We start from the raw sequence: 22,267 nt of genomic DNA on the forward strand, positions 1-22,267 counted from the left end.
CGTAGCAACTCTGTAAGCGCTCACAGCCCGCCGCGCCGGATCAGTGCCGCGTACCACCGCGCGCTGTCCTTGAGGGTGCGGCGCTGGGTGGCGTAGTCGACGTGGACCAGGCCGAACCGCTGGGCGTAGCCGAAGGACCACTCGAAGTTGTCCAGCAGCGACCAGGCGAAGTAGCCCCGCAACGCCACCCCGCGCGCCACGGCCTCGGCGCACGCGCGGACGTGCCCGTCGAGGTAGGCGACGCGGCCGGAGTCGTGCACCTCGTCGTCGAACGCGGCGCCGTTCTCCGTGACGTACAACGGGATCTCCGGGTGGTCGCGGTCCAGGCGCAGCAGCAGGTCGAGGAGGCCGCCGGAGTCGATCTCCCAGCCGATGGACGTGCGGGCGCGGCCGCCGTCGAGGTGCCGGACGTGCTCGGAGCCGACGTACGCGGACGGCCGCGCCTCGGTGCCGTGGCCGACGAGCATGGGGGAGTAGTAGTTGACGCCCAGGAAGTCGAGCGGGGCCGCGATGGTCTTGAGGTCGTCCTCCTCGACGAAACCGAAGTCCGTGACGGGTTCCAGGTCGCGCAGCACGTCGGCCGGGTACTCGGCCAGCAGCACCGGGTCGAGGAAGAGCCGGTTCTGCAGGCCGTCGATCCGGCGCGCGGCGTCGAGGTCGGCCGGCGCGGGCGAGCCGGGGGTGACGTGGGTGAGGTTGAGCGTGATGCCGACCCGCGCGCCGGACAACGCCCGCGCGGCGAGGCCGTGCCCCAGCAGCAGGTGGTGGGCGGCGCGGAGCGAGGCGGCCGGGTCCGTCCGGCCAGGCGCGTGCCGTCCGGTGGCGTAGCCGAGGAACGCCGAGCACCACGGCTCGTTCAGGGTGGTCCAGTGCGTGACGCGGTCGCCCAGTGCCTCGTGCACGAGCGCGGCGTAGTCGGCGAACCGGAGCGCGGTGTCACGTTCGGGCCAGCCTCCCGCGTCCTCCAGCGGCTGGGGGAGATCCCAGTGGTACAGCGTGGGCCAGGGCTGGATGCCGTTGTCCAGCAAGGTGTCCACGAGCCGCCGGTAGAAGTCGAGACCGCGCTGCTCGACGGCCCCGGACCCGTCCGGCTGCACGCGCGGCCAGGCGACCGAGAACCGGTAGGCGCCGAGGCCGAGGTCGCGCATGATCGCGACGTCCTCGGGGTAGCGGTGGTAGTGGTCGGCGGCGACCGCGCCGGTGTCGCCGCCGTCGACCTTGCCCGGGGTGGCGCAGAAGGTGTCCCAGATGGACGGTCCGCGCCCGTCCTCGGCCACCGCGCCCTCGATCTGGTAGCTCGACGTGGCCGCGCCCCAGAGGAAGCCGGGTCCGAACGTGGTCATGCCTTGACCGCCCCTTCCATGATGCCGCCGATGATCTGGCGGCCGCACGCGAGGAACACCAGCAGCAGCGGCACGGTGGCGATCAACGCCCCGGTGAACATGAGCGTGTAGTCGGTGTAGTAGGTGGTGGAGAGCTGCGAGAGCGAGAACTGGACGGTCGGGTTGTCCGCCTCCAGCACGGCGAGCGGCCAGAGGAACTCGTTCCACGCGCCCATGAACGTGAACAGGCCGAGCACGGCGGCCCCGGGCCGCAGGGCCGGCAGCACCACGGTCCAGAACGTGCGGAACGTGCTGCACCCGTCGATGCGCGCGGCCTCGATCAGCTCGTCCGGCACGGCCTGCGCGGCGTACTGGCGCATCAGGAACACGCCGAACGCGGACACCAGCGCGGGCACGACGATCGCTTCCATCCGGTTCTGCCAGCCCAGCTCCACCATGATCATGTAGAGCGGGATGATGCCCATCTGCACCGGGATCATCATGGTGGCGAGGATGACGAGCAGCAGTCCGTTGCGGCCGCGGAACCTCAGCTTGGCGAACGCGAACCCGGCCAGCGACGAGAAGAACACCACGGACACGGTGATCACCGCCGAGGTGAGCAGCGAGTTCACCAGGCCCAGCAGGAAGTTCGCGTCCTCGGCGGCGAACAGCCTGCCGACGTTCTCGGCGAAGTTCGGGCCGGGCGCGAGCGGGGGAGGCCAGTCGCCGACGACGTCGTTGGCGCGGGTGGCGACGACGAAGAGCCAGTACAGCGGGAACGCGGAGAGCGCGATGCCCGCGATCAGCGTGAGGTAGACCAGGGGGTGCGTCTTGCGCATCAGCGGGACCTCCGCGTGATCAGGAAGTTGACGACGCCGAGCAGCGTGATCAGCAGGAAGATCATCCACGCGACGGCGGAGCCGTAGCCGTAGTCGAAGTCCCGGAACGCCTTCTCGAACATGTACATCGACACCGTCTGGAACTGGCGCAGGCTGCCGCCGGAGATGGCGAAGCTGCCCTGGCCGAAGATCAGCGGCTCGGTGAAGAGCTGCATGCCCGCGATGGTGGACATGATGACGGTGAAGACGATGGCGGGCCGGATGTTCGGGACGGTGATGCTCCAGAACTGCCGGACCTTGCCGGCGCCGTCCACGGTGGCCGCCTCGTACAGGTCCTTCGGCACGGCCTGCATGGCGGCGAGGTAGATCAACGCGTTGTAGCCGGTCCACCGCCAGTTGACCATCGTCGCGATCGCGGTCCAGGACGACCACCTGTCGGCGCGCCAGTCGACCGCGTCGACGTTCACGAGGCCCAGCAGGCCGTTCACCATGCCCGCGTCGCGGTCGAAGATCTGGCTGAACACGATGCCGACCGCGGCGACGGACGTGACGATCGGCAGCAGCACACCCATGCGCAGGAACGTCACCCCGCGCAGCTTCTGGTTGAGCAGGCTCGCGAGCACGAGCGCGCCCAGCAGCTGCGGCACGGTCGCCAGCACCAGCATGCCGAGGGTGTTGAGGACCGCGTTCCAGAAGTCGGGGTCGCCGAACAGCGTGACGTAGTTGTCGAACCCGACGAACGCGCCGGCGCCGGTGATGTCCCAGTCGTGCAACGACACCCAGGCCGTGTAGACGAGCGGGAACAGGCCGAACACCGCGAAGATCACGAAGAACGGCGCGACGAACAGGTAGGGAGACCACCGCACCTCGACGCGGGAGATCCGGTCGCGCCACCGGCCGCCCGGCGGCGTGGTCGTCGCGGGAGGCTCGGGGCTGGTCGGGCTCGTGGCCGTCCTCGGCCGCAGATCAGTCACCAACGTGTGTCCTCGGGTGTGGGGATGGCGGCCGGGGCGGGGTCCACCGCGCGCCCCGGCCGCCAGGTCGCTACTTGGCCAGGCGCTTCGCGTCGTCGACGGCCTTGTTCCAGGCCTCGTCGGGCCGGAGCTTGCCCTGCTCCACGGCGAGCAGCGCGTTGCCGACGCGGTCACCGATGGCGTTGTTGTCCGGGCCGAGGTAGACGGGCTCGAGCGCCTTCACGCTGTCGCCGAAGATCCTGCCGACGGGTGCGTCGTTGAAGTACGGGTTCGTGAAGTCCCGCACCACCGGGTCGTCGATGGCCTGCGGCGACGACGGGAAGTTGTTCTTCGCCTTGAACGCCGCGGTCTGACCCTTGGCGCTGGTCAGGAACTTGGCGAGCTCGGCAGCTTCTTTCTGGTGCGTGCTCTGGGCCGGGACGGCGAGGAACGAGCCGCCGCGCACCGCGCCGTTGCCGGGCACGCGGGTGACGTCCCACTTGCCCTTGTTCTCGGGGCCCGCCTGCTTCTCGATCGTGCCGAGCATCCAGGACGGGCAGGGGATCGTGGCGAACGTGCCGTTCTTGAAGCCCGCGTTCCACTGTGGACTCCACTGCTCGATGTTGGCGGAAAGCCCTGCTTCCACCATGTCGATGGAGGAGTTCCAGGTGTCTCGCACGGCCGTGTTCGAGTCGATGACGAGCTTGTTCGTGGCGTCGTAGTAGGTGTGGTCACCCGACTGCATCAGCATGTTCAGGTAGACGCTGCCGGTGGAGTCGTAGAAGCCGACGTCGGGCTTCTTGGACTTGAACAGCTTGCCGGTCTCCAGGTACTTCTCCCAGGTCGGCCAGAGCGCGCCGACCTGGTCGCGGTCGGTGGGCAGGCCTGCGGCCTCGAAGAGGTCCCTGCGGTAGCACATGCCCTGCGCGCCGACGTCCGTGCCGAGGCCGATCACCTTGCCGCCGTCCGAAGTGGACGCCTGCTGCCACTTCCACGGCAGGAAGTTCGCCGAGAGGTCCTTGGCGCCGTGGTCGAGCAGGTTCACGAACTGGTCGGGCTTCGCCATGAACTGCGAGAGGATGCCCTCCTCTATGGCCACGACGTCGCCCGCGCCCTTGCCGGTGGCGAGCCACTGCTGCAGCTTCGGCGTGTAGTCGCCGAGCTTGCCGATGTTCTCCTCCTTGATCTTGACGCCGGGGTGGCTCGCCTCGTACTCCCGGTAGAGCTCGTCGTAGCCGAACTGGCTGAACGTCTTGACGATCAGCGTGACGTCCCCCGACGCCGCGGAGCCGGCGCCACCGCCGCAGGCGGACACGGCCGCCAGCGAGCCGAGCAGAGCTGTGGCGAGCAGAGCGCGCCTCGGTCGAACACCCATCGAAGAACCTCCAGTTGGTGGATGGTCTGCAAGCGCTAACACTCGATTTGGCCGCCCGGCAGACCCCTGGAACACCGTTCACCTGCTGCGACGCTGCGGCTTCGGCCGGTGCGCGCTCAATAGATCGGGGGAAACTGTGAGCGCTTACAGGACTGTAACCACGAGTTCATCCGGAGGGGAAGAGGGAGCCCCGGTCACATTTCGATGACGCGCCGGTCGTTGACAGCGCGGGCCGGGTGGGTGACCATTCGCTCCGACGCTGCGGTCGTGCCGGACGACCTTCGACCCGAAGAGGCCCCGGTATGTCCGTGAAGACCAGGCTGACGGCAGTCGGCCTCCCGCTCGTCCTGATCGCGACGCTCGTCCCGTCCGCCCACGCGGCCGAGGCCTACGAGCGGGTGCTCAACGGCACGTTCGACACCGTCAAGACCCCGTGGTGGAGCAGCGGGATCGCTCCGTCCACAGTGGTCGGTGGTAGGCTCTGCGCGCAGATCCCCGGTGGTACCGCGAACCCGTGGTCGGCGATGATCGGCCAGAACGACATCCCGCTGGAGGCGGGGCAGCCCTACACGCTGCGCTTCACCGCCACGGCCACCAAGGACGTCACGGTCAGGGCCGCGGTCGCGCTCGGCGTCGCCCCGAACACCACGGTGCTGAACCGCCCGGCCGCGCTCACGAGCACTCCCAGGACGTTCGAGTTCACCGGAACGTCCACTGTGGCCACCCGCACCGGCGGCCAGGTCGCGGTCCAGGCCGGCGCGGTCTCGGCCGAGCCGTACACGCTGTGCCTCGACGACGTGTCGCTGAAGGGAGGCGTCGTCCCGCCCGGCGGCGGCTGGGACCACGGCTCACCGGTGCGCACCAACCAGTACGCGTACCCGACCAAGGGTGCCAAGCGCGCTTCGATCGTCAGCAGTTCCACCACGCCGCTCGACTGGCAGCTGCGCGACGCCGCCGGCACCGTCGTGCAGGTCGGGAAGACGCAGGTCAAGGGCCGCGATGCGATGACGCGCGACGACGTGCACATCGCCGACTTCTCGGCGTACCGGAAGGCTGGAAGCGGTTACAGCCTGACCGTCGGAGCCGACAGCAGCTACCCGTTCGACATCACCGACAACCCCTACGACCAGCTGCGACGGGACTCGCTGGCGTACTTCTACCACAACCGCAGCGGCATCCCGGTCGAGGCGAGGTACGTGGGGGAGGCGTACGCGCGACCGGCGGGCCACGTGGGTGTCGCGCCGAACCAGGGCGACGTCTCGGTGTCGTGCCTGCCCGGCGAGTGCGACTACTCGCTCGACGTGACCGGCGGCTGGTACGACGCCGGTGACCACGGCAAGTACGTCGTGAACGGCGCTTTGGCCGCGTGGCAGCTGATGGACACCTACGAGCGGTCGCTGCACACGTTCGACGTCGAGGGCTTCCGGGACGGCCTGCTGTCCATCCCGGAGCAGGCCAACCAGCGCCCGGACGTGCTGGACGAGGCGCGCTGGGAGGTCGAGTTCCTGCTGAAGATGCAGGTCCCGGCCGGCAAGCCGTTCGCGGGCATGGCGCACCACAAGATCCACGACCTGGCTTGGACCGGCCACCCGATGCTGCCGCACGACGACCCGCAGCCCCGGTACCTGCACGCCCCGTCCACGGCCGCGACGCTGAACCTCGCCGCCGCCGGTGCCCGGTGCGCCCGCGTCTTCCGCATCTGGGACCGCGCGTTCGCCGACCGCTGTCTGGCCGCCGCCGAGACGGCGTGGCGGGCCGCCCTCGCCACCCCGGCGAAGTACGCCCCGGACGAGGACAGCGTCGGCGGTGGCGCCTACGACGACACCAACGTCACCGACGAGTTCTCCTGGGCCGCCGCCGAGCTGTACGCGACGACCGGCAAGCGCGAGTACCTGGGCAAGATCACCACGAAGCTCACCGCCGCCGGGTTCTCCTGGAAGGACACCGGCGGGCTCGCGGACCTCACGATCATGCGGCTGCCGTTGAGGTTCCCGCTCGACCGCGTGATCACCGCCCGCGCGCGGCTGATCGACGTCGCCGACACCCACCTGCGCGACCTGAGGTCGCAGGGCTACCCGAACCCGTCCAAGCCCGCCGACGGCCTGTACGCGTGGGGGTCGACCAGCGCCACGCTCACCGCGTCGATGATCATGGCGATGGCCTACGACACCACGCTGAACCCCAAGTACAGCGACGGGGTGCTGGAGTCGATGGACTACCTGCTCGGCCGCAACGGCCTCAACCAGTCGTTCGTCAGCGGCTACGGCGAGCGCGCCAGCCGCAACCAGCACCACCGGCACTGGGCGCACTCGCTCAATCCCGCGCTGCCGAACCCGCCCGCGGGGTCCCTCGCCGGCGGTCCCAACTCGGGTCTGCAGGACCCGGTGGCGCAGCAGAACCTGCCCGGCTGCGCGCCCGCGAAGTGCTACATCGACGAGATCGGGTCCTGGTCCACCAACGAGGTCGCGATCAACTGGAACTCCGCGCTCGCCTGGGTCGCGGCCTTCGCCGACACCCGCTGAGCGCCCTCCCCGGAGAACTCCCGCCACCCCCGCCCGCGCAGGGCGGGGGTGGCGGGTGAGAGGAACGAGAACGGTCCCCTTCCGAGAGGAGATCCACAGTGCGGTGGATTGCCTGCCCGACGGTCGCGGTCTGCGCGGTCGTGCTGCTGTCGCCCCCTGCCACAGCAGCCAGTCCGATCAGTCTGACCAGCGGCTTCTACGTCAACCCGAGTTCGGCGCCCGCGGTCTGGGTGCAGAACAACCCGAACGACTCCCGGCGCGCGCAGATCCAGGGTTCGATCAGCTCCCAGCCGATCGCGCGCTGGTTCGGCAACGACGCGAACATCGCCTCGACCGTGGCCAGCCACACCGGTGCCGCCGACGGCCAGGACAAACTCCCCGTCCTCGTCGCCTACAACATCCCCAACAGGGACGCGTGCGGCGGCCATTCCGGCGGCGGTGCCGGCAGCGCCGGTGCCTACCGGACCTGGATCGCGAGCTTCGCGGCCGGGATCGGCACCAAACCGGCCGTCGTGATCGTCGAACCCGACGCGCTCGCCGCGTACGGCTGCCTGACCCAGGTGCAGCGCGACGAGATGGCCGGGTTGCTCAGGTACGCCACCGAGCAGCTGAAAGCCAAGGCCCCCAACACCTACGCCTACCTCGACGCGGGCAACGCCGGCTGGGGCACGCCGTCCACGATGGCCTACCGGCTGAACGAGGCCGGCGTCGCGAACATCCGCGGGTTCTCCGTCAACGTGTCGAACTACTACACGACCAGTCAGTCGATCACCTACGCCAACGCGGTCAACGGCTTCCTCGGCACCGCGCGGCCGTTCGTGGTCGACACCAGCCGCAACGCCAACGGGCGCAACTCCGATCCGAACGGCTGGTGCAACCCGGCCGGGGCGAAGCTCGGCGTCACCGCCCGCACGGGCGGCGGCGCGGAGATGCTGCTGTGGGTGAAGACCCCCGGCGTCTCGGACGGTCCGTGCGGCATCGCGCCGGGCACGCCCGCCGGCACGTTCAACCCCGACCTGGCCGTCCGGTTGATCAACGGCACCTGATCTGCGGGGAGGCGGGGTGCCGCGGTGCCCCGCCTCTGGTCAGCTCTCGCCTCGCGGGCTGATCCCGGCCACCGCCAGCGCGAACAGCCGTTCCGCCGCAGCGGCCGGGTCCTGGTGGCCCTCGGTCACCATCACGATCCCGACGATCAACGTCACCAGTTCGACGACCGTGACGTCCGGTGCCACCACCCCGTCGTCGATCGCGCGGCGCAGCAACGGCCGTGCCGCGTCGGAGATCACCGTCGCGCACGAGTTCCCGTGCACAGGGTCGCCCTCGTACGCGAGCGCGGTGCCCAGCCCCTTCGCGACGACGCAGTACGCCACGACGTCGTCGAGCCACGCGAGCAGCGACTCCCTGCTGTCGCCGACGTCCGTCAGTTCGCGGGCCCGTGCGCACAGGGCCTCCACCCGGTGCGCGGACACGGCGGCGAGCAGCGCGTGCCGGGTGGGGAAGTGCCGGCGCACGGTCGCCGAGCCCACCCCGGCGACGCGCGCGATCTGCTCGAGCGACGCACCGGCGCCGTGCGCCGCGACCTCCTGCTCGGCCACGGCGAGGATCAGCTCGCGGTTGCGCCGCGCGTCGGCGCGCTTCTGCTCGGTCATGACACCTCGTGCTTGCTAAGTGGCGGGGTCCGCCATATCGTAGCGCCACGATAAACGGCGGACCCCGCCGTTTACGTTTCCGCAGTTGAGGAGAACCATGTCCGCACCAGTGCTGGTGACAGGAGCCACCGGCAAGCAGGGCGGCGCGGCGGTCCGCGCCCTGGTCGCGGCGGGGGTGCCGGTGCGCGCGCTCGTGCGCGACCCGCAGTCCCACCGGGCCCGGGAGCTCGGGGTCGAGCTCGCCGTCGGCGACCTGCGCGACCGCGAGTCGCTGCTCCGGGCCGCGAAGGGGGTCCGTGCGGTGTTCTCGGTGCAGATGGCCGAGTTCACCGGGGCCGGCTTCGACTTCGCCGGCGAGCTCGCCCAGGCCACCACCCTGATGGAGGTCGCAGCGGAGCAGGAGGTGCCGCAGTTCGTCCAGACCACAGTGGACGGTGCGGGGGAACGGGTGGAGGACGACGTCTACCCGATGAGGGCCGACTCTTTGAACACCAAGGCCGCGATCCAGGACCGCCTGCGGCAGACCGGTTTCGCGCGGTGGACGTTGCTCAAGCCGGGCTTCTTCATGGACAACTTCCTGCCGTCGTCGGCGTTCCTCTTCCCGCGCGGCCTCGACGGCGGACTGGTGAGCATGCTGAAGCCGGACACCCGGCTGTCCCTGGTGGCGGTGCGGGACATCGGTGCCGCGGTCGCCGCCGCCGTCGCGGAGCCGGAGCGGTTCGACCGCGTGGAGCTGGAGCTCACGAGCGAGCACCTCTCCATGGCGGAGATCGCGGACGTGCTCTCCCGCGCCTGGGGCGTCGACCTGACCGCGCCGGACCTCACGCTGGAGCAGGCCCGTGCCGCCGGAATGCCCGAGATGGGCGCGGGACACGACCGGATGAACGAGACCGGCATGGTCGGCCGTCCCGAGTTCGCCGAGGCCCTGGGGCTGCGGCTCACCTCCTTCGCCGAGTGGGCCGGGCAGCAGCGGGTCTGACACCGTCGGGGCGTGAACCTTTCGCGGGCCTTCGCCGACTGAACAGGCGAAGGAGGGCAGATGAGTGACGAGCTGCTGATCGTGCGGTGCCGGCTGGGCGAGCGCGACGCGTTCCCCGAGCTGGTGCACCGCTGGCACGGGGCGGTCGACCGCTACGTGCGGCGGATGCTCGCCGGTCCGGACGACGACGTGGTCCAGGAGGTGTGGCTGGCGGTGTTCAAGGGGTTGCCGGCGCTGCGGCAGCCCGACCGGTTCGCGCCGTGGTTGTTCGCGATCGCCCGCCGCGCCGTGGCGAACCGCCTGCGCGACGCCTACGCCCAGCCCGAGCCGGTTCCGCCGGAGGAGCAGAGCGGCCCGGACGACACCGACGCGGTCGCCGACCGGGAGGTGCTCGCCGGTGCCCTGGGCGCGTTGCCGGTCCGGGAACGCGAGGTGCTGCTGCTGTTCTACCTGGAGGACCTCTCGCTGGAGGCGTGCGCGCAGATCTGCGAGGTGCCGGTGGGCACGGTGAAGTCGCGGCTCAACCGGGCCCGCCGGCTGCTGCGGGACGAACTGGCGCGGAAGGAGTACGAGGCATGACGCCGGAAGAGGTCGTGAAGAGGCTCGAGCGGCCGTTGTCGCTGCGGCGGCGGGTCGGATACGTGTCCGTGGCGCTGGCGGGGCTGGTCGGCAGCGGCGTCATCGCACTGCTGTGGGCGACCGAACCCGCGCTGCCGGCGCGCACCCACGTCGCGTTCGGCGTGCTCGTGGCGATCGGCCTGGGGTGGGCGGCGTTCGGGACGTGGGCGGTGACGCGCCGGGCCCCGCTCTTCGCCCGCGACCGGGTGGTCGCCGGGTGGCTCGGGGTCGCGGCCTGGGCGGTGTTCACCCTGGGCGCGGTGGTGATCTCCGCCGTGCGGCACCGCGTCGATCTCGGGCTCGTGATGGTGGTGCTGCTGCTCGGAGGCGTCGCCGTGTGGCGGCTGCGGGTCGCCGTCCGGGAACGGGCGGCGCTCCTGCTGCACCGCGACCGGCTGAGCGGCCGGGCGGGCTCACCCGGCTGACGCCAGGACCCGCATGGCACGGCGTTCGCGGTCCGCGAGGTCGGACAGGACCGCGGACGCCCGTGCCAGGTGTGCCCGGTCGCCGGTGCGGCCCGCGGCCGTGATCAGGTCGGCGACCTCGGTCCACAGCGGGGCGATCTCCGCGTAGAGGAGGTGCCCCTCGTGGAGGTGGTCGTCGTCCGTGATCGCCGCGGCCTCGCCGAGGAAGTCGCGGAAGAGGACGCGGAACAGCGCGCCGCCGGTGCCGCCGCGTTCCATCAGCGCGGCGGCCTGCGGCAGGTCGCGGGCCGGGTCGGCGGCGCGGTCGAGCCACCGCGGCACCTGCCGGGCGGCCTTGTCGATGCCGCGGTGGCCGAGGTTCGCGATGGGCGGGGTGAGGAACGCGTGCGCGGTGCGCGCGACCGCCTGCCGGACGGCGTCGCCGAGGTCGGGCAGCGCGGGCGGCACCGCGATCGTGAAGGAGAGGTTGCGGGCGGTCATCGGCCCGCGCTCACCGCGGGCGCGGGCGAGACTCGCGAGGGTGGTCCGCACGTGACCGCCCTGCTGGGCGGTGTCGACCAGGTGCGCGTGGTCGTGGTCGTAGCCGCGCACCGCGACGAAGTGGCCGCCGAAGTGGACCTTCGTCGTGAAGTGGTCGAGGTGGTAGCAGTCCAGCTGCAGGCCGACCGGGCGGCCCGCGTCGAGAGCGTCGGCGACGTTCCGCCAGGCCTTGCGCGGTGACGTGGTCTCCTGGACCCGCAGGTCCACGCCGAGCCGGGCCGCGGCGGTCCTGGTGAGCTGCGCCGGCTTGACCCGTCCGCCGAGGAACGGGACGTCCAGGTACTTCGCGTCCCAGTAGACGAACCCCAGTCCCTCGCCGAGACCGAACAGCACCGGCTCGGACAGCTCGACGCCGTCGTGGCGCAGCAGGGCGCCGAGCGCCGTGGTCTCGCAGTGGACGCCGCCGGGGTACGAGACGTTCTCGAGGATCACGTGACTTCCAGGGGTGCGGGCCGTCGTGGACGGACGCCAGCATCGACCCTCTCACCGTGTGAGGGTCAACGGTCCTACCATCCGAGGTGGACAGTCGACCTCCCGGAGGTGGGACCTTGGCGCGCCACACGTTCACCACGCGCATCGAGCTCAACGGCAAGACGGCGACCGGGATCCGCGTGCCGGCGGACGTCGTCGAGGCGCTCGGGCAGGGGAAGAAGCCCAGGGTGTCGGTGACGATCGGCGGCCACACCTACCGCAGCACGGTGGCGGTGTACGACGGCGACTTCATGCTGCCGTTGAGCGCGGCGAACCGGGAGGCGGCGGGCGTGAGCGCGAACGACACGGTCGAGGTCACCCTGGAGCCGGATCTGGCCGAACGCACCGTCGAGCTGCCCGACGACCTCGCGGCGGCGTTCGACCGGCATCCGGGTGTGCTCGCCGCGTTCCGGGCGCTGTCGTACAGCAACCAGCGGCAGCGCGCCGAGGCGGTGGCGGCGGCGAAGCAGCCCGAGACCCGCGCCCGGCGGATCGAGAAGATCATCGCGGAGCTGTCCTGACCCTCCGGCGGCGCGCGAGCGGCGCCACGGCGGCGAGCGCGGCCGCTGTGGCGCAGAGGACCCCGGCCGCTCCGGTGCTCACGGCGATGGCGCCGACCGCGCTCGGCAGCACGACCTGACCCAGCCGGTTGCCGGTGAGGCGCAACGACATCGCGCGGCCCCGCAGACCCGGCGGGGTCGAGTGCGCGAGCCACGCCATGGTGATCGGCTGACCCACACCGAGACCGAGACCGAGCGCGAGGACCAGGCAGATCATCGCCGCGGGCGGCAGCGGGAGCGCGAGCGCCGCCATCGACACCGCGGACAGCAGTGTCGTGCCGAGCATCAGGCGGTGCCGGCCCAGCCACGCGACCAGTCTGCCCAGGAAGAACCGCGACGTCATGGACGCGACCGCGCGCAGCGTCAGCAGGAGACCGACGAAACCCGCGGTGAGGCCCCGGTCGGCACCGAGCGCGGGCAGGTACACCAGGGTGATGTCGACCGCGGCCAGCACGACGCAGCTGACCAGCAGCGCCTGGGGCAGACCGGGCAGCCGCACCAGCGTGCGCAGACCGCCGGTCTCCTGCTCGGCCACGCCGGACTGCTTGGCCGGGGTGCGCAGCAGCACGGCGCTGAGCGTGAGCAGCAGACCCAGGACGATCGAGCCGGCGAACAGGGCACCGGTCATGGGCACCGCCTGCCCGCCACCCGCCAGGATGATCAGCCCCGGGCCGGCGGCCTGCCCGAGCGAGGCGGCGAAGGTGTAGTGACCGAACGCCGTGTCGAACCGGTCGGCGGGCGCGGCGTTCGCGACGGCGGCCTGCTGGCCGACGACGCAGAGCAGGTGCCCGGTGCCGAGGACGACGGTCCCGGCGACGAGTCCGGCGGGTGCTGAGCCGGCGAGCAGCAGCACCACCGCGGACGCGGTCATCAGCAGGCCGCCCGCGACCATCACCCGCCGCTCGCCGAACCGGTCGGTCGCCTGGCCGGACGGGACGGCGAGCAGCAGTGGGACGACGGCGAACGACGCGGCCAGCGCGCCGAGCCAGCCGCCGGGCACGTCCAGCTCGATGGCCCGGTAGGTGACGGCGGGCCGCACCACGAATGTGATCACCTGCGCCAGCACCGAGTGGACCAGCAGCAGGCCGATCAGCCGGCGCCCTCCGGTCACACCGCGGTCCAGTAGGTGCGCACGGTCGTGAACTCGCGGATGCCCGCGGCGGCCAGCTCCCGCCCGTGGCCGCTGCGTTTGGTGCCGCCGAACGGAAGCCGCGGGTCCGAGGCGACGACGGCGTTGACGAACACGGCGCCCGTGGTGATCTTCCCGGCCAGCCGCTCCGCGCGGGCGGTGTCGGCGGTCCAGATGCTCACGGCCAGACCGTAGTCGCTCGCGTTCGCGAGGCCCGCGAGCGCGTCGTCGTCCGGGGCGGTGGCCAGCGCGGCGACCGGGCCGAAGGTCTCCTCGTCGAACGCGACGACGCCCGGACCGGTGCCGGCGAGGACCGTGGGCTCGTAGAAGTAGCCGGGGCCGTCGACGGGCGCGCCGCCCGCCAGCAGCACCGCGCCCTGGCCGACCGACTTCTCGACCTGCGCGTGCAGCTGGTCGCGCAGGTCGGCGCGGGCGAGCGGTCCTAGGTCGCTGCGGGCCGGGTCGCCGACGGTCAGCGCGCGGACGCCCTCGACGAACCGGGCGGTGAACTCCTCGGCGATGGCGTCGTGCAGCAGGAACCGCTTGGCGCACACGCAGCTCTGCCCGGCGTTGGTGAAGCGGGCGCGCACGGCGGCGGACGCGGCGGCGTCGAGGTCGGCGTCGTCGAGCACGATGAACGGGTCGGAGCCGCCGAGCTCGAGCACGGCCTTCTTGACCGCGCGCCCCGCCGCGGCGCCGACGGCCGCACCCGCGCGGTTGCTGCCGGTGAGCGTGACGGCGGCGATCCGGTCGTCGGCGATGACGCGGGCGCTGACGGCCGGCACGTCGTCCTCGGCCACGACGAGCGCGGTCAGCGCGCCGGGCGGGAAACCCGCGCGGGCCACGAGGTCGCGGATCGCGAGCGCGCTGCCGGTGACGTTGGGGGAGTGCTTGAGCAGCACGGTGTTCCCGGCGGCGAGAGTGGGAACGGCGAAGCGCATCACCTGCCACAGCGGGAAGTTCCACGGCATCACGGCGAAGACCACGCCGAGCGGTTCGTAGCGGATCCGGGCCTGGGCGCCGGGACCGACGTCGACGGGCTCGTCGGCGAGGATCCGTTCCGCGTTGGCCGCGTAGTACTCGGCGGTGAGCGCGGACTTCTCCACCTCGCCCAGGGCCTCGGCGGTCGGCTTGCCCATCTCGGCGGTGATCAGCGCGGCCAGCGCGTCGCGGGAGGCGCGCAGTTCTCCCGCGAGGACCCGCAGGTGCGCGAGACGGCGCGGCAACGGCGTGGCGGCCCACGTGTCCGCGGCCGCGCGGGTCCCGGCGATCGCGGCGTCCACTTCGGACGGTGTGCAGGCGCGGTACTCGGCCAGCGGGGTGCCGGTGGCCGGATCGACGGTGGTGATCGTGGTCATGGCGGGGCTCCCGGCTCAGGCGTGGTGCAGCAGGCGTTCGGCGGTGGTGTTGGTCTGGCTGCCCGGCACGACGTGCTCGCCCGCGGCCTCCCGCCAGGCGGTGAAGTGCGGGGTGGTGCGGTGCGCGTCGAGCGCGGCCTGGTCGGTGTACAGCTCGTAGAACACGAAGTGGTGGTCGTCGGAACCGTCGACGGCGACGTCGAACTGGACGCAGCCGGGCTCGTCGGTGAAGGTCCGCTCGGCCTGGCGGGCGATGGCGGCGAGGAACGGTTCGCGGTGGCCGGGCCGGACCCGCAGCGAGACGGTGAGCGCGATCATGGTTCTCCTCAGGCGATGCCGATGGCGCCGGTGAGCACGGCGAAGACGATCCAGGCGAGCGACGCGAGGGTGACCGGCAGCAGGCTGAACCGCTGGAAGTCGCCGAGGTCGCGCTTGACGAGCCCGAGCAGCACCCACAGCGGTGCGGACGCGGGACCCACCGAGTGCAGCATCTGGCCGATGACGCCGGCGCGGGCGATCTCGTCGGCGGGGATGCCGAACTGGGCGGCGGACTCGGCGAGCACGGGCAGCACGCCGAAGAAGTACGCGTCGTTGGACATGAAGAAGCTCAGCGGCAGGCCGATCACGGCGGTGAACAACGGGATCAGGTTGCCCATCCCGCTCGGCACGATCGAGAGCATCGACTTCGCCATCGCCTCGACCATGCCGGTGTCGCTGAGGATGCCGGTGAAGATGCCGGCCGCGAGCGCCAGCACCACGACCGGGACCGCGCTGGCCGCGTGCCTCTTGATTACCTCGCCCTGGTCGGTGAGCTTCGGGTGGTTGACGAGCAGGGCGATCACGAAACCGGCGATGAACAGCGTGACGAGCGGCGCGACGCCCAGCACGAGCAGGACCAGCAGCAGCGTGGTGAGGCCCGCGTTGAACCACATCCGCCACCGGGGCGTGGCCTGCTCGGTGTCGTCCTGGTCGCCCGCGCCGGCGGAGCCGCCGGTGATGGTCGTCGTCGTGCCACCGCCGCCGCGGGTGCGGCTCGCGGCGAGCTCCCGGGCGACCTCGGCGATCACCAGCGGGTCGACGCGTCGGCGCTGGCGCAGCCCCAGCAGGTAGGCGATCAGGACGATGACGCCACCGGTCAGGGCGAGCGAGGGCAGGAACGGCACGAAGTAGGCGGTCGCGTCGAGGTGCAGCACGCTGATGGCGCGCGTCGCGGCCCCGCCCCACGGCGTGGAGCCGGACACCGCGCCCAGCGCCATGGTCGCGATCGTCGCGATCACCAGGGGGTTGATGCCGAGCCTGCGGTAGATCGGCAGGAACGCCGAGCAGATGATCATGTAGCTGGTGGTGCCGTCGCCGTCCAGCGCGACCAGCAGGGCGAGCACCGCGGTGCCCACGCAGATCCGGACCGGGTCCCCTTTGGACAGTCGGATGATCGCGCGGGACACCGGGTCGAACAACCGGGCGTCCATCATGACGCCGAAGTACAGGATCGCGAACAGCAGCAGGATCGCGGTCGGCGCCACGGTCTTGATGCCGCTGACGGCCATGTCCCCGAGATCGCCGCCCCGGCCGGCGAGGATCGCGAAGAAGACCGGCGCCGCGATGATGGCGACGAACGCCGTGGCGTACTTGCGCAGCACGAGCACCATGAACGTGCCCAGCGTGAGAAAACCGAGAACGGCAAGCATCTTTGCTTCTCCACTCGCGCGGATTGAGTGCGGCGGCCGGAGAGGTCGGAACGCGGTTCGTGCCGCGCCGACCGGCCGTCGGGGTCCGGGAAACGGTGAAGGCGACGGTAGGGCGCTGCTCGGTATTTTACAAGTGGGAAGTACCAAGAATCTTGGTCGCAACACGGCCGCGGTAGGTGGTCGTCGATCACCTACCGGCGTGTCGTGCCTGTCAGGAGCCGGTTTTCTCGGCGGTGACCGTGCTGAGGTGCTCGCGCATCCGTTCGGCGGCCTCGGCGCGCCGGTCGGCCAGCAGCAGGTCGGCGATCTCGACGTGTTCGCGGCACCGCACGACGCCGCTCTCGCGGGGCAGGGAGCGGCGGTACTCCACGAGGCGGCGCAGGTGGTCGACGCGGCGCAGTGCCTCGATGAAGAACTCGTTGCGGCTGCACTCCGCGATCGTCTCGTGGAAGACGTGGTTGATGTTGAACAGCTCGATGTTGTTGAGCTCGTGGATCGCGCCGTCGGCGAGTTCCTGCTGCTGCGCGCGGACGTGCTCGAGCGCCGGCCGGTCCAGCACGAACGTCGGTTCCAGGATCGCCGCCGGCTCGATGGTCAGCCGGAAGCGGTAGCTGTCCGCGTAGGAGCGCGCGGACGTCAGCGTCGGCCGGAACTCCCAGCCGTAGCCGGGCAGCCGCTCGATCCAGCCCTCGGAGGAGGCGCGGCGCAGGATCCGGTTGAGCTGCGCGGGGGTGAGCCCGTACTGCCGGGTCAGCGCGCTCTCGGTGATGCGGTCGGGCAGCACGCCGTCGAGCCGGTCGGCGGCGATCGCCAGGTAGATCGCCTCGTCCGCGTCGTCGGCCGGTTCCTCGCCGAGGTCGAGCTCGTGGTCGGTGGTGAGGACGGTGTAGCCGCCGCGCTCGGCCTCGGTCACGGCGCCGGAGTCGGCGAGCAGGCGCAGCGCGTTGCGCACGGGCGAGCGGGACACCCGCAGGTGGTCGGCCAGCGTGCGCTCGACCAGGCGCGTACCGGTGGCGACCTGTTCGGCCCGGATGTAGTCGAGGATGCGCGCGGCGACCTGACGGGTGAGCGGAGTCGGCGGCATGCGTCCATCCTCGTGGTGCGGTCGTCCGGGGCAGTCTAGTGGCGTGACTCGGAACGTTCACCGGGTCGTTCACGCTCGGCGGGGCGCCCTCGTGCACCCGGCGAGCCACGATGCACCGGCTGATCACGACGTCGTCCGGCAGGGTTCCGGGGCGCTCCGCGGCCGTCGTCGCCTCGCGTGATCTGGTTCCGCGCCGGGAGCGTCAGGGGAGGGGCATGCCACAATCTTGGTATTACTCATTGGCAAAATACCAAGCTCGGGTTACGGTGGCGTCCTCACCACGACCCGGATCGGATTCCGCCGATGAACGTTCCCTTCCCCGCCTCGGTGCTGCGCCCGGCCGGCCTGACCGCGTTCTCCCGCGGTGGCGGCGCGAGCACGGTCCCGCTCGTGACCAGGGCGCGCGGCGCCGAGGTGTTCCTGAACGGGCAGACGTTGTTCGAGGTCGGCGCGGGCATCCCGCTGCACACCCACAACTGCCCGGAGAGCGTCGTGATCCTCGAGGGCGACGCGGTCGTCGAGATCGACGGCGAGGAGCACCTGCTCACCCGGTTCGACACGACCTACGTCGCCGCCGGTGTGCCGCACCGCTTCCGCAACGCCTCCGCCACCGCGCCCATGCGCATCCTGTGGACCTACGCGTCCGTCGAGGCCACCCGCACGATCCTCGCCACCGGCCTGACCACCCGCGTCGACGCCGAGCACTCCCGCTGAGAAGAAAGGCACCCCCGCCATGACCCAGCCCTACCGCCTCGGCGTCCTGCACGGTGACGGCATCGGCCCGGAGATCGTGCCCGCGACGGTCGCGGTCCTCGACGCCGCCCTGCACAAGGCGGGCGTCGCACCGGTGAAGTGGACCGAGCTCCCGTTGGGCGCCACGGCGATCGAGACCCACGGTGCCCACACGCCGCAGGAGACGCTCGACGCCCTGTCCACTTTGGACGGCTGGCTGCTCGGCCCGCACGACAGCGCCGCCTACCCGCAGCCGTTCCGCTCGCAGCTCAACCCCAGCGGCACGATCCGCAAGCACTTCGGCCTGTACGCGAACGTCCGCCCCGCCAAGGCCTTCCCCGGCGGCAACGCCGTCGTGCCCGGCACGGACCTGGTGATCGTGCGCGAGAACACCGAGGGCTTCTACGCCGACCGCAACACCTTCGCGGGCACCGGCGAGTACATGCCCACCCCGGACGTCGCGGTCGCGATGGGCATCATCACCCGCGCCGCCACGGAACGGATCGCGCGCACCGCGTTCGAGCTCGCCCTGCAGCGCGACAAGCGCGTCACCATCGTGCACAAGGCCAACGTGCTCCGGCTGACCACCGGCCTGTTCCGCGACGTCTGCCGCGAGGTCGCCGCCGAGTACCCCGACGTCACGGTGAACGACTTCCACATCGACGCCATGACCGTGCACCTCGTGCGCCGCGCCGACACGTTCGACGTGATCGTCACCGAGAACATGTTCGGCGACATCCTGTCCGACCTCGCCGGGGAGATCGCCGGCTCGCTCGGCATCGCGCCGTCGGTCAACTCCTCCGACACCCACGCGATGGCGCAGGCCGCGCACGGCTCCGCGCCCGACATCGCCGGGCAGGACGTCGCCAACCCGATCGCCATGATCGGGTCCGGCGCGATGCTGCTGACGTGGCTCGCGGGCAGGCGCGACGACCCGCGCCTGAACGACGCCGCCGCGCGCGTCGAGCAGGGCGTGGCCGCGACCGTCGCCGCCGGGACGAGCACCCGCGACCTCGGAGGCACCGCCTCGACGTCCGGTTTCACGAAGGCCGTCGTGGCCGCGATCGAGAACGCCTGACATGGCATTGGTCGCGCTCGTGCACGCCACCCCGACCCCGATGGCGCCCGCCGCCCGCGCGATCGCCACCGAGATGCCGGGCGCGCGCCTGTGGAACCTGCTGGACGACACCTTGATCGGCGACGCCGAGCAGGCCGGTGGGCTCACGCCCGTCCTCCGCGCCCGGATGCGCACGCTGATCGGGTACGCCACCGGCCACGGCGCGGACGCCGTGCTGCTGACGTGCTCGATGTACGGCCCCGTCGCCGACGAGGTGGCGAGCGCCGTTCCGGTGCTGCCCTCGGACCGCGCGCTGTTCGACGAGGTCGCGCGGTCCGCCGCCGGGCGGGTGCTGGTGCTCGGGCCGGCCGAGGCCGGGACGCGCGACACGGCCGACCGGCTGCGGGCGCACCTCGGGCCGGGCCCGGTCGTGCACGGGACTGCGGTCGCCGGCGTGCGGGACGCGTTGGCGCACAACGACGTTCCCCTGGCGGCCCGGCTCGTGGTCGCGGCCGCCCGCGAGCACGACGCCGACGTGGTGGTGCTGGGCCAGTTCTCGCTCGACCCGGTGGCGGACGCGGTCGCGGCGGAGCTCGCGGTCCCGGTGCTCAGCCCGCCGCGGCTCGCCGCACGGGCGGTCCGCGCCGCGCTCGCCGGGGTGACGACGTGAGCCCGCTGCTCGGGTGCGTCGCCGACGACCACACCGGGGGCAGCGACGTCGCGGCCGCGCTGCGGCGGGCCGGGATGCGGACCGTGCTGCGGTTCGGGGTCCCGGACACCGACGTCGAGATCCCGGACTGCGACGCCGTGGTCGTCGCGCTCAAGACCCGCGCGTTGCCCGTCGGCGAGGCGGTGGCGCAGAGCGTGCGGGCCAGGGACTGGCTGGCCGCACGGGGGGTGGAGCGCCTGTACGTGAAGTACTGCTCGACGTTCGACTCGACGGACGAGGGCAACATCGGCCCGGTCGTCGACGCGCTCGCCGGGGACGGCCCGACACTGGTCTGCCCGGCGTCACCGGAACACGGGCGCACGACGTACCTCGGCCACCTGTTCGTGGACGGCGTGCTGCTGGCGGAGTCCCCGATGCGCCACCACCCGCTCACCCCGATGACCGACTCGAACCTCGTGCGCGTGCTCGGCCGCCAGACACCGCACCCGGTCGGCCTGCTGCCGCTCGGCGTCGTGCGTGCCGGTGCGATCCGCGAGCACCTGGACACGTTGGCGGCACAAGGGATCCGGCACGTCGTGGTCGACGCCGCCGAGGACGCCGACCTGCTGGCCGTGGCTAGAGCGACCGCCGACCTGCCGGTGGTGAGCGGGGGTGCCGGACTGGCCGGGGCGATCGCCCGCGCCGCGACGACACCCGGCGCGGCCGCACCGGCGGCACTGCCGAGCGGGCCGTCCGTGATCCTGGCGGGCAGCTGTTCGACCGCCACACTCGGCCAGCTGGACCACGCCCTGGCCCGCTTTCCCGGCCACCGCCTGGACCCGGTCGCCACCCCCGACCCGGCGGACCTGGCCGGTGCGGCGCTGGCCTGGCTGGACGAGCACTTCGGCGACGAGCCCGTGGTGCTCTACTCGTCGGCCGCCCCGGATCGGCGTGCCGCCGGCCGTGCCGCGATGGGCGACCACACCCCGGAGGTGCTGGAACGGACGCTGGGCCTGCTGGCCGAACGCGCGGTCGAGCTCGGTGCCCGGCGCGTCGTCGTCGCGGGCGGCGAGACGTCCGGTGCGGTCACCGCGGCGCTCGGCGTCGACCAGGTGGTCGTGGGCGAGGAGGCGGACACCGGTGTGCCGTGGTGCCTGACCACGGACGACGAGCCGATCGCGCTGCTGTTGAAGTCGGGCAACTTCGGCCGCCCCGACCTGCTGGTCCGAGCGGCGGGGTCACCGTGACCGCCGCGCGGCTCGTCGCCCTCGGCGCGTCGTTGTTCGCGCGCCGGCTCACCCACGGCCGCACGGGCAACCTGAGCTTCCGCGACGGCGACCGGATCGTGGTGACGCCGACCGGCGTGGGCCTGGGCGACCTCGACCCCGCCGCACTGTCCGTTGTGGACGAAGACGGACGACACCTGAGCGGCCCGCCACCGACCAAGGAGGCGTTCCTGCACGCCGCCGTCTACCGCGCCCGTCCCGACGCGAACGCGGTCGTGCACCTGCACTCCACGTACGCCGTCGCGGTCTCGTGCCTCGCCGACCTCGATCCGGCGAACGCACTGCCACCGCTCACGGCGTACTACGCGATGCGCGTCGGCACGCTGCCGCTGCTCCCGTTCCACGCCCCGGGCGACCCTGCTCTCGGCCCGCTCGCCGAACGGGCTGCCCGCACCCACCACGCCCTGCTGCTGGCCAACCACGGCTCGCTCGTCGCGGGACCGGACCTCCTCACCGCCGCCGACGCCGCGGAGGAACTCGAGGAGACCGCCCGCATCCACCTGCTGCTGCAAGGCCTGCGCACCACGACCGCGCCCCACCCCGAGGAGACCCGATGACCACCCCCATCGCGACCGCCGACCTGGTCGACGAGCACGGCGACGCGCTGCGCGTATGCGACCTCCAGTTCCGCTCCTTCGGCGGCCGCACGTCCTTCGCCGGCCCCGTCCGCACCGTGCGCTGCTTCGAGGACAACGACCTCGTGCGCGGCCTCCTGCGCACACCCGGCGACGGCGCCGTGCTCGTCGTCGACGGGGGAGGCTCGCTGCGCACGGCGCTCACCGGCGACCTGATCGCGACCGCGGCCGTCGAGAACGGGTGGGCGGGCCTGGTGCTGAACGGCGCCGTCCGCGACAGCGCCGCCCTCGCCGGGATGGACCTGGGCGTGTTCGCCCTCGGGACGATCCCGCGCAAGAGCGGCAAGACCGGCGCGGGCGAGGTGGACGTGCCGGTGGTGATCGGTGGCGTCGAGTTCCGGCCCGGCGACGTGCTGCACGCGGACAGCGACGGGGTGGCGCTGCTGCCCGCGTGAC

Annotated in this window: 23 protein-coding genes; 12 read left to right on the forward strand and 11 right to left on the reverse strand. The window is 72.0% G+C overall.

Going from position 1 to position 22,267, the window contains the following annotated elements; translation table 11 throughout:
* Nucleotides 1–20 precede the first annotated feature (20 nt).
* The 4 genes from ABZX02_RS01145 to ABZX02_RS01160 all read right to left on the reverse strand — a co-directional run bounded on the left by ABZX02_RS01145 (nt 21) and on the right by ABZX02_RS01160 (nt 4,489).
* Nucleotides 21–1,343, reverse strand: a complete 1,323-nt coding sequence (locus ABZX02_RS01145; protein ID WP_355294064.1) for a GH1 family beta-glucosidase — start codon at nt 1,341–1,343, stop codon at nt 21–23.
* Nucleotides 1,340–2,161 (reverse strand): carbohydrate ABC transporter permease, encoded by an 822-nt coding sequence (locus ABZX02_RS01150; protein WP_355294065.1) that lies wholly within the window; start codon nt 2,159–2,161, stop codon nt 1,340–1,342. Before ABZX02_RS01150 ends, ABZX02_RS01145 begins: the two co-directional genes overlap by 4 nt.
* Entirely contained in the window at nt 2,161–3,135 is a 975-nt protein-coding gene (locus tag ABZX02_RS01155) for a sugar ABC transporter permease (protein ID WP_355294066.1), read from the reverse strand. The genes ABZX02_RS01150 and ABZX02_RS01155 overlap by 1 nt, the downstream gene beginning before the upstream one ends.
* Nucleotides 3,136–3,205: 70 nt before the next feature.
* On the reverse strand, nt 3,206–4,489 hold the full coding sequence (locus ABZX02_RS01160; RefSeq protein WP_355294067.1) for an extracellular solute-binding protein: 1,284 nt from the start codon (nt 4,487–4,489) through the stop codon (nt 3,206–3,208).
* Nucleotides 4,490–4,791: 302 nt separating this feature from the next.
* Here ABZX02_RS01160 and ABZX02_RS01165 point away from each other — a divergent pair, with 302 nt between their 5' ends.
* Together ABZX02_RS01165 and ABZX02_RS01170 are read left to right on the forward strand one after the other, a co-directional pair.
* On the forward strand, nt 4,792–7,011 hold the full coding sequence (locus tag ABZX02_RS01165; RefSeq protein WP_355294068.1) for a glycoside hydrolase family 9 protein: 2,220 nt from the start codon (nt 4,792–4,794) through the stop codon (nt 7,009–7,011).
* Nucleotides 7,012–7,109: 98 nt separating this feature from the next.
* On the forward strand, nt 7,110–8,057 hold the full coding sequence (locus ABZX02_RS01170; RefSeq protein WP_355294069.1) for a glycoside hydrolase family 6 protein: 948 nt from the start codon (nt 7,110–7,112) through the stop codon (nt 8,055–8,057).
* Nucleotides 8,058–8,096: 39 nt separating this feature from the next.
* On the opposite strand, the gene ABZX02_RS01175 is transcribed toward ABZX02_RS01170, so the two are convergent.
* Nucleotides 8,097–8,660 carry a TetR/AcrR family transcriptional regulator gene (locus ABZX02_RS01175; protein WP_355294070.1) on the reverse strand — a complete coding sequence of 188 codons (564 nt, stop codon included), beginning with the start codon at nt 8,658–8,660 and terminating at the stop codon, nt 8,097–8,099.
* A gap of 97 nt (nt 8,661–8,757) precedes the next feature.
* On the opposite strand from ABZX02_RS01175, the gene ABZX02_RS01180 reads away from it, so the two are divergent.
* The 3 genes from ABZX02_RS01180 to ABZX02_RS01190 are packed head-to-tail and all read left to right on the forward strand — an operon-like array spanning nt 8,758 to nt 10,682.
* Nucleotides 8,758–9,639 carry an NmrA family NAD(P)-binding protein gene (locus tag ABZX02_RS01180; protein WP_355294071.1) on the forward strand — a complete coding sequence of 294 codons (882 nt, stop codon included), beginning with the start codon at nt 8,758–8,760 and terminating at the stop codon, nt 9,637–9,639.
* A 60-nt stretch (nt 9,640–9,699) separates the two neighbouring features.
* Nucleotides 9,700–10,218 (forward strand): RNA polymerase sigma factor, encoded by a 519-nt coding sequence (locus ABZX02_RS01185; RefSeq protein WP_355294072.1) that lies wholly within the window; start codon nt 9,700–9,702, stop codon nt 10,216–10,218.
* A complete protein-coding gene (locus ABZX02_RS01190) occupies nt 10,215–10,682 on the forward strand; it encodes a hypothetical protein (protein ID WP_355294073.1) in 468 nt (155 codons plus the stop codon). Before ABZX02_RS01185 ends, ABZX02_RS01190 begins: the two co-directional genes overlap by 4 nt.
* On the opposite strand, the gene ABZX02_RS01195 is transcribed toward ABZX02_RS01190, so the two are convergent.
* A complete protein-coding gene (locus ABZX02_RS01195; RefSeq protein WP_355294074.1) occupies nt 10,671–11,654 on the reverse strand; it encodes a BtrH N-terminal domain-containing protein in 984 nt (327 codons plus the stop codon). The two genes, ABZX02_RS01190 and ABZX02_RS01195, sit on opposite strands and share 12 nt — an antisense overlap.
* A gap of 116 nt (nt 11,655–11,770) precedes the next feature.
* Here ABZX02_RS01195 and ABZX02_RS01200 point away from each other — a divergent pair, with 116 nt between their 5' ends.
* Entirely contained in the window at nt 11,771–12,214 is a 444-nt protein-coding gene (locus tag ABZX02_RS01200; protein WP_355294075.1) for a YdeI/OmpD-associated family protein, read from the forward strand.
* Here ABZX02_RS01200 and ABZX02_RS01205 read toward each other — a convergent pair.
* The 5 genes from ABZX02_RS01205 to ABZX02_RS01225 all read right to left on the reverse strand — a co-directional run bounded on the left by ABZX02_RS01205 (nt 12,195) and on the right by ABZX02_RS01225 (nt 17,512).
* A complete protein-coding gene (locus tag ABZX02_RS01205; protein ID WP_355294076.1) occupies nt 12,195–13,364 on the reverse strand; it encodes an MFS transporter in 1,170 nt (389 codons plus the stop codon). The genes ABZX02_RS01200 and ABZX02_RS01205 overlap by 20 nt on opposite strands.
* Nucleotides 13,361–14,740, reverse strand: coding sequence for an aldehyde dehydrogenase family protein (locus ABZX02_RS01210; protein WP_355294077.1), 1,380 nt, complete (start codon nt 14,738–14,740; stop codon nt 13,361–13,363). Before ABZX02_RS01210 ends, ABZX02_RS01205 begins: the two co-directional genes overlap by 4 nt.
* A 15-nt stretch (nt 14,741–14,755) precedes the next feature.
* Complete coding sequence (locus ABZX02_RS01215) at nt 14,756–15,058, reverse strand: putative quinol monooxygenase (protein WP_355294078.1); 303 nt, start codon at nt 15,056–15,058, stop codon at nt 14,756–14,758.
* 8 nt (nt 15,059–15,066) lie between these two features.
* On the reverse strand, nt 15,067–16,428 hold the full coding sequence (locus ABZX02_RS01220) for a citrate:proton symporter (protein ID WP_355294079.1): 1,362 nt from the start codon (nt 16,426–16,428) through the stop codon (nt 15,067–15,069).
* A 211-nt stretch (nt 16,429–16,639) separates the two neighbouring features.
* A complete protein-coding gene (locus tag ABZX02_RS01225) occupies nt 16,640–17,512 on the reverse strand; it encodes a GntR family transcriptional regulator (protein ID WP_355294080.1) in 873 nt (290 codons plus the stop codon).
* Nucleotides 17,513–17,815: 303 nt separating this feature from the next.
* Here ABZX02_RS01225 and ABZX02_RS01230 point away from each other — a divergent pair, with 303 nt between their 5' ends.
* Genes ABZX02_RS01230 through rraA form a run of 6 tightly spaced genes read left to right on the forward strand, consistent with a single transcriptional unit; the run spans nt 17,816 to nt 22,266 of the window.
* Nucleotides 17,816–18,226 carry a cupin domain-containing protein gene (locus ABZX02_RS01230; RefSeq protein WP_355294081.1) on the forward strand — a complete coding sequence of 137 codons (411 nt, stop codon included), beginning with the start codon at nt 17,816–17,818 and terminating at the stop codon, nt 18,224–18,226.
* A gap of 19 nt (nt 18,227–18,245) precedes the next feature.
* Nucleotides 18,246–19,322 carry an isocitrate/isopropylmalate dehydrogenase family protein gene (locus ABZX02_RS01235; protein ID WP_355294082.1) on the forward strand — a complete coding sequence of 359 codons (1,077 nt, stop codon included), beginning with the start codon at nt 18,246–18,248 and terminating at the stop codon, nt 19,320–19,322.
* 1 nt (nt 19,323) lies between these two features.
* Nucleotides 19,324–19,971, forward strand: coding sequence for an aspartate/glutamate racemase family protein (locus tag ABZX02_RS01240; protein WP_355294083.1), 648 nt, complete (start codon nt 19,324–19,326; stop codon nt 19,969–19,971).
* A complete protein-coding gene (otnK, locus tag ABZX02_RS01245; RefSeq protein WP_355294084.1) occupies nt 19,968–21,197 on the forward strand; it encodes a 3-oxo-tetronate kinase in 1,230 nt (409 codons plus the stop codon). The genes ABZX02_RS01240 and otnK overlap by 4 nt, the downstream gene beginning before the upstream one ends.
* The gene (locus ABZX02_RS01250) at nt 21,194–21,793 is read left to right on the forward strand and encodes a class II aldolase/adducin family protein (RefSeq protein WP_355294085.1); all 600 of its coding nucleotides are present in this window, start codon (nt 21,194–21,196) and stop codon (nt 21,791–21,793) included. The genes otnK and ABZX02_RS01250 overlap by 4 nt, the downstream gene beginning before the upstream one ends.
* Entirely contained in the window at nt 21,790–22,266 is a 477-nt protein-coding gene (gene rraA / locus ABZX02_RS01255) for a ribonuclease E activity regulator RraA (RefSeq protein WP_355294086.1), read from the forward strand. Before ABZX02_RS01250 ends, rraA begins: the two co-directional genes overlap by 4 nt.
* Nucleotide 22,267: the final 1 nt, after the last annotated feature.

It is taken from the genome of Lentzea sp. NPDC003310 (genome assembly GCF_040610935.1).
Lineage (GTDB): Bacteria > Actinomycetota > Actinomycetes > Mycobacteriales > Pseudonocardiaceae > Lentzea.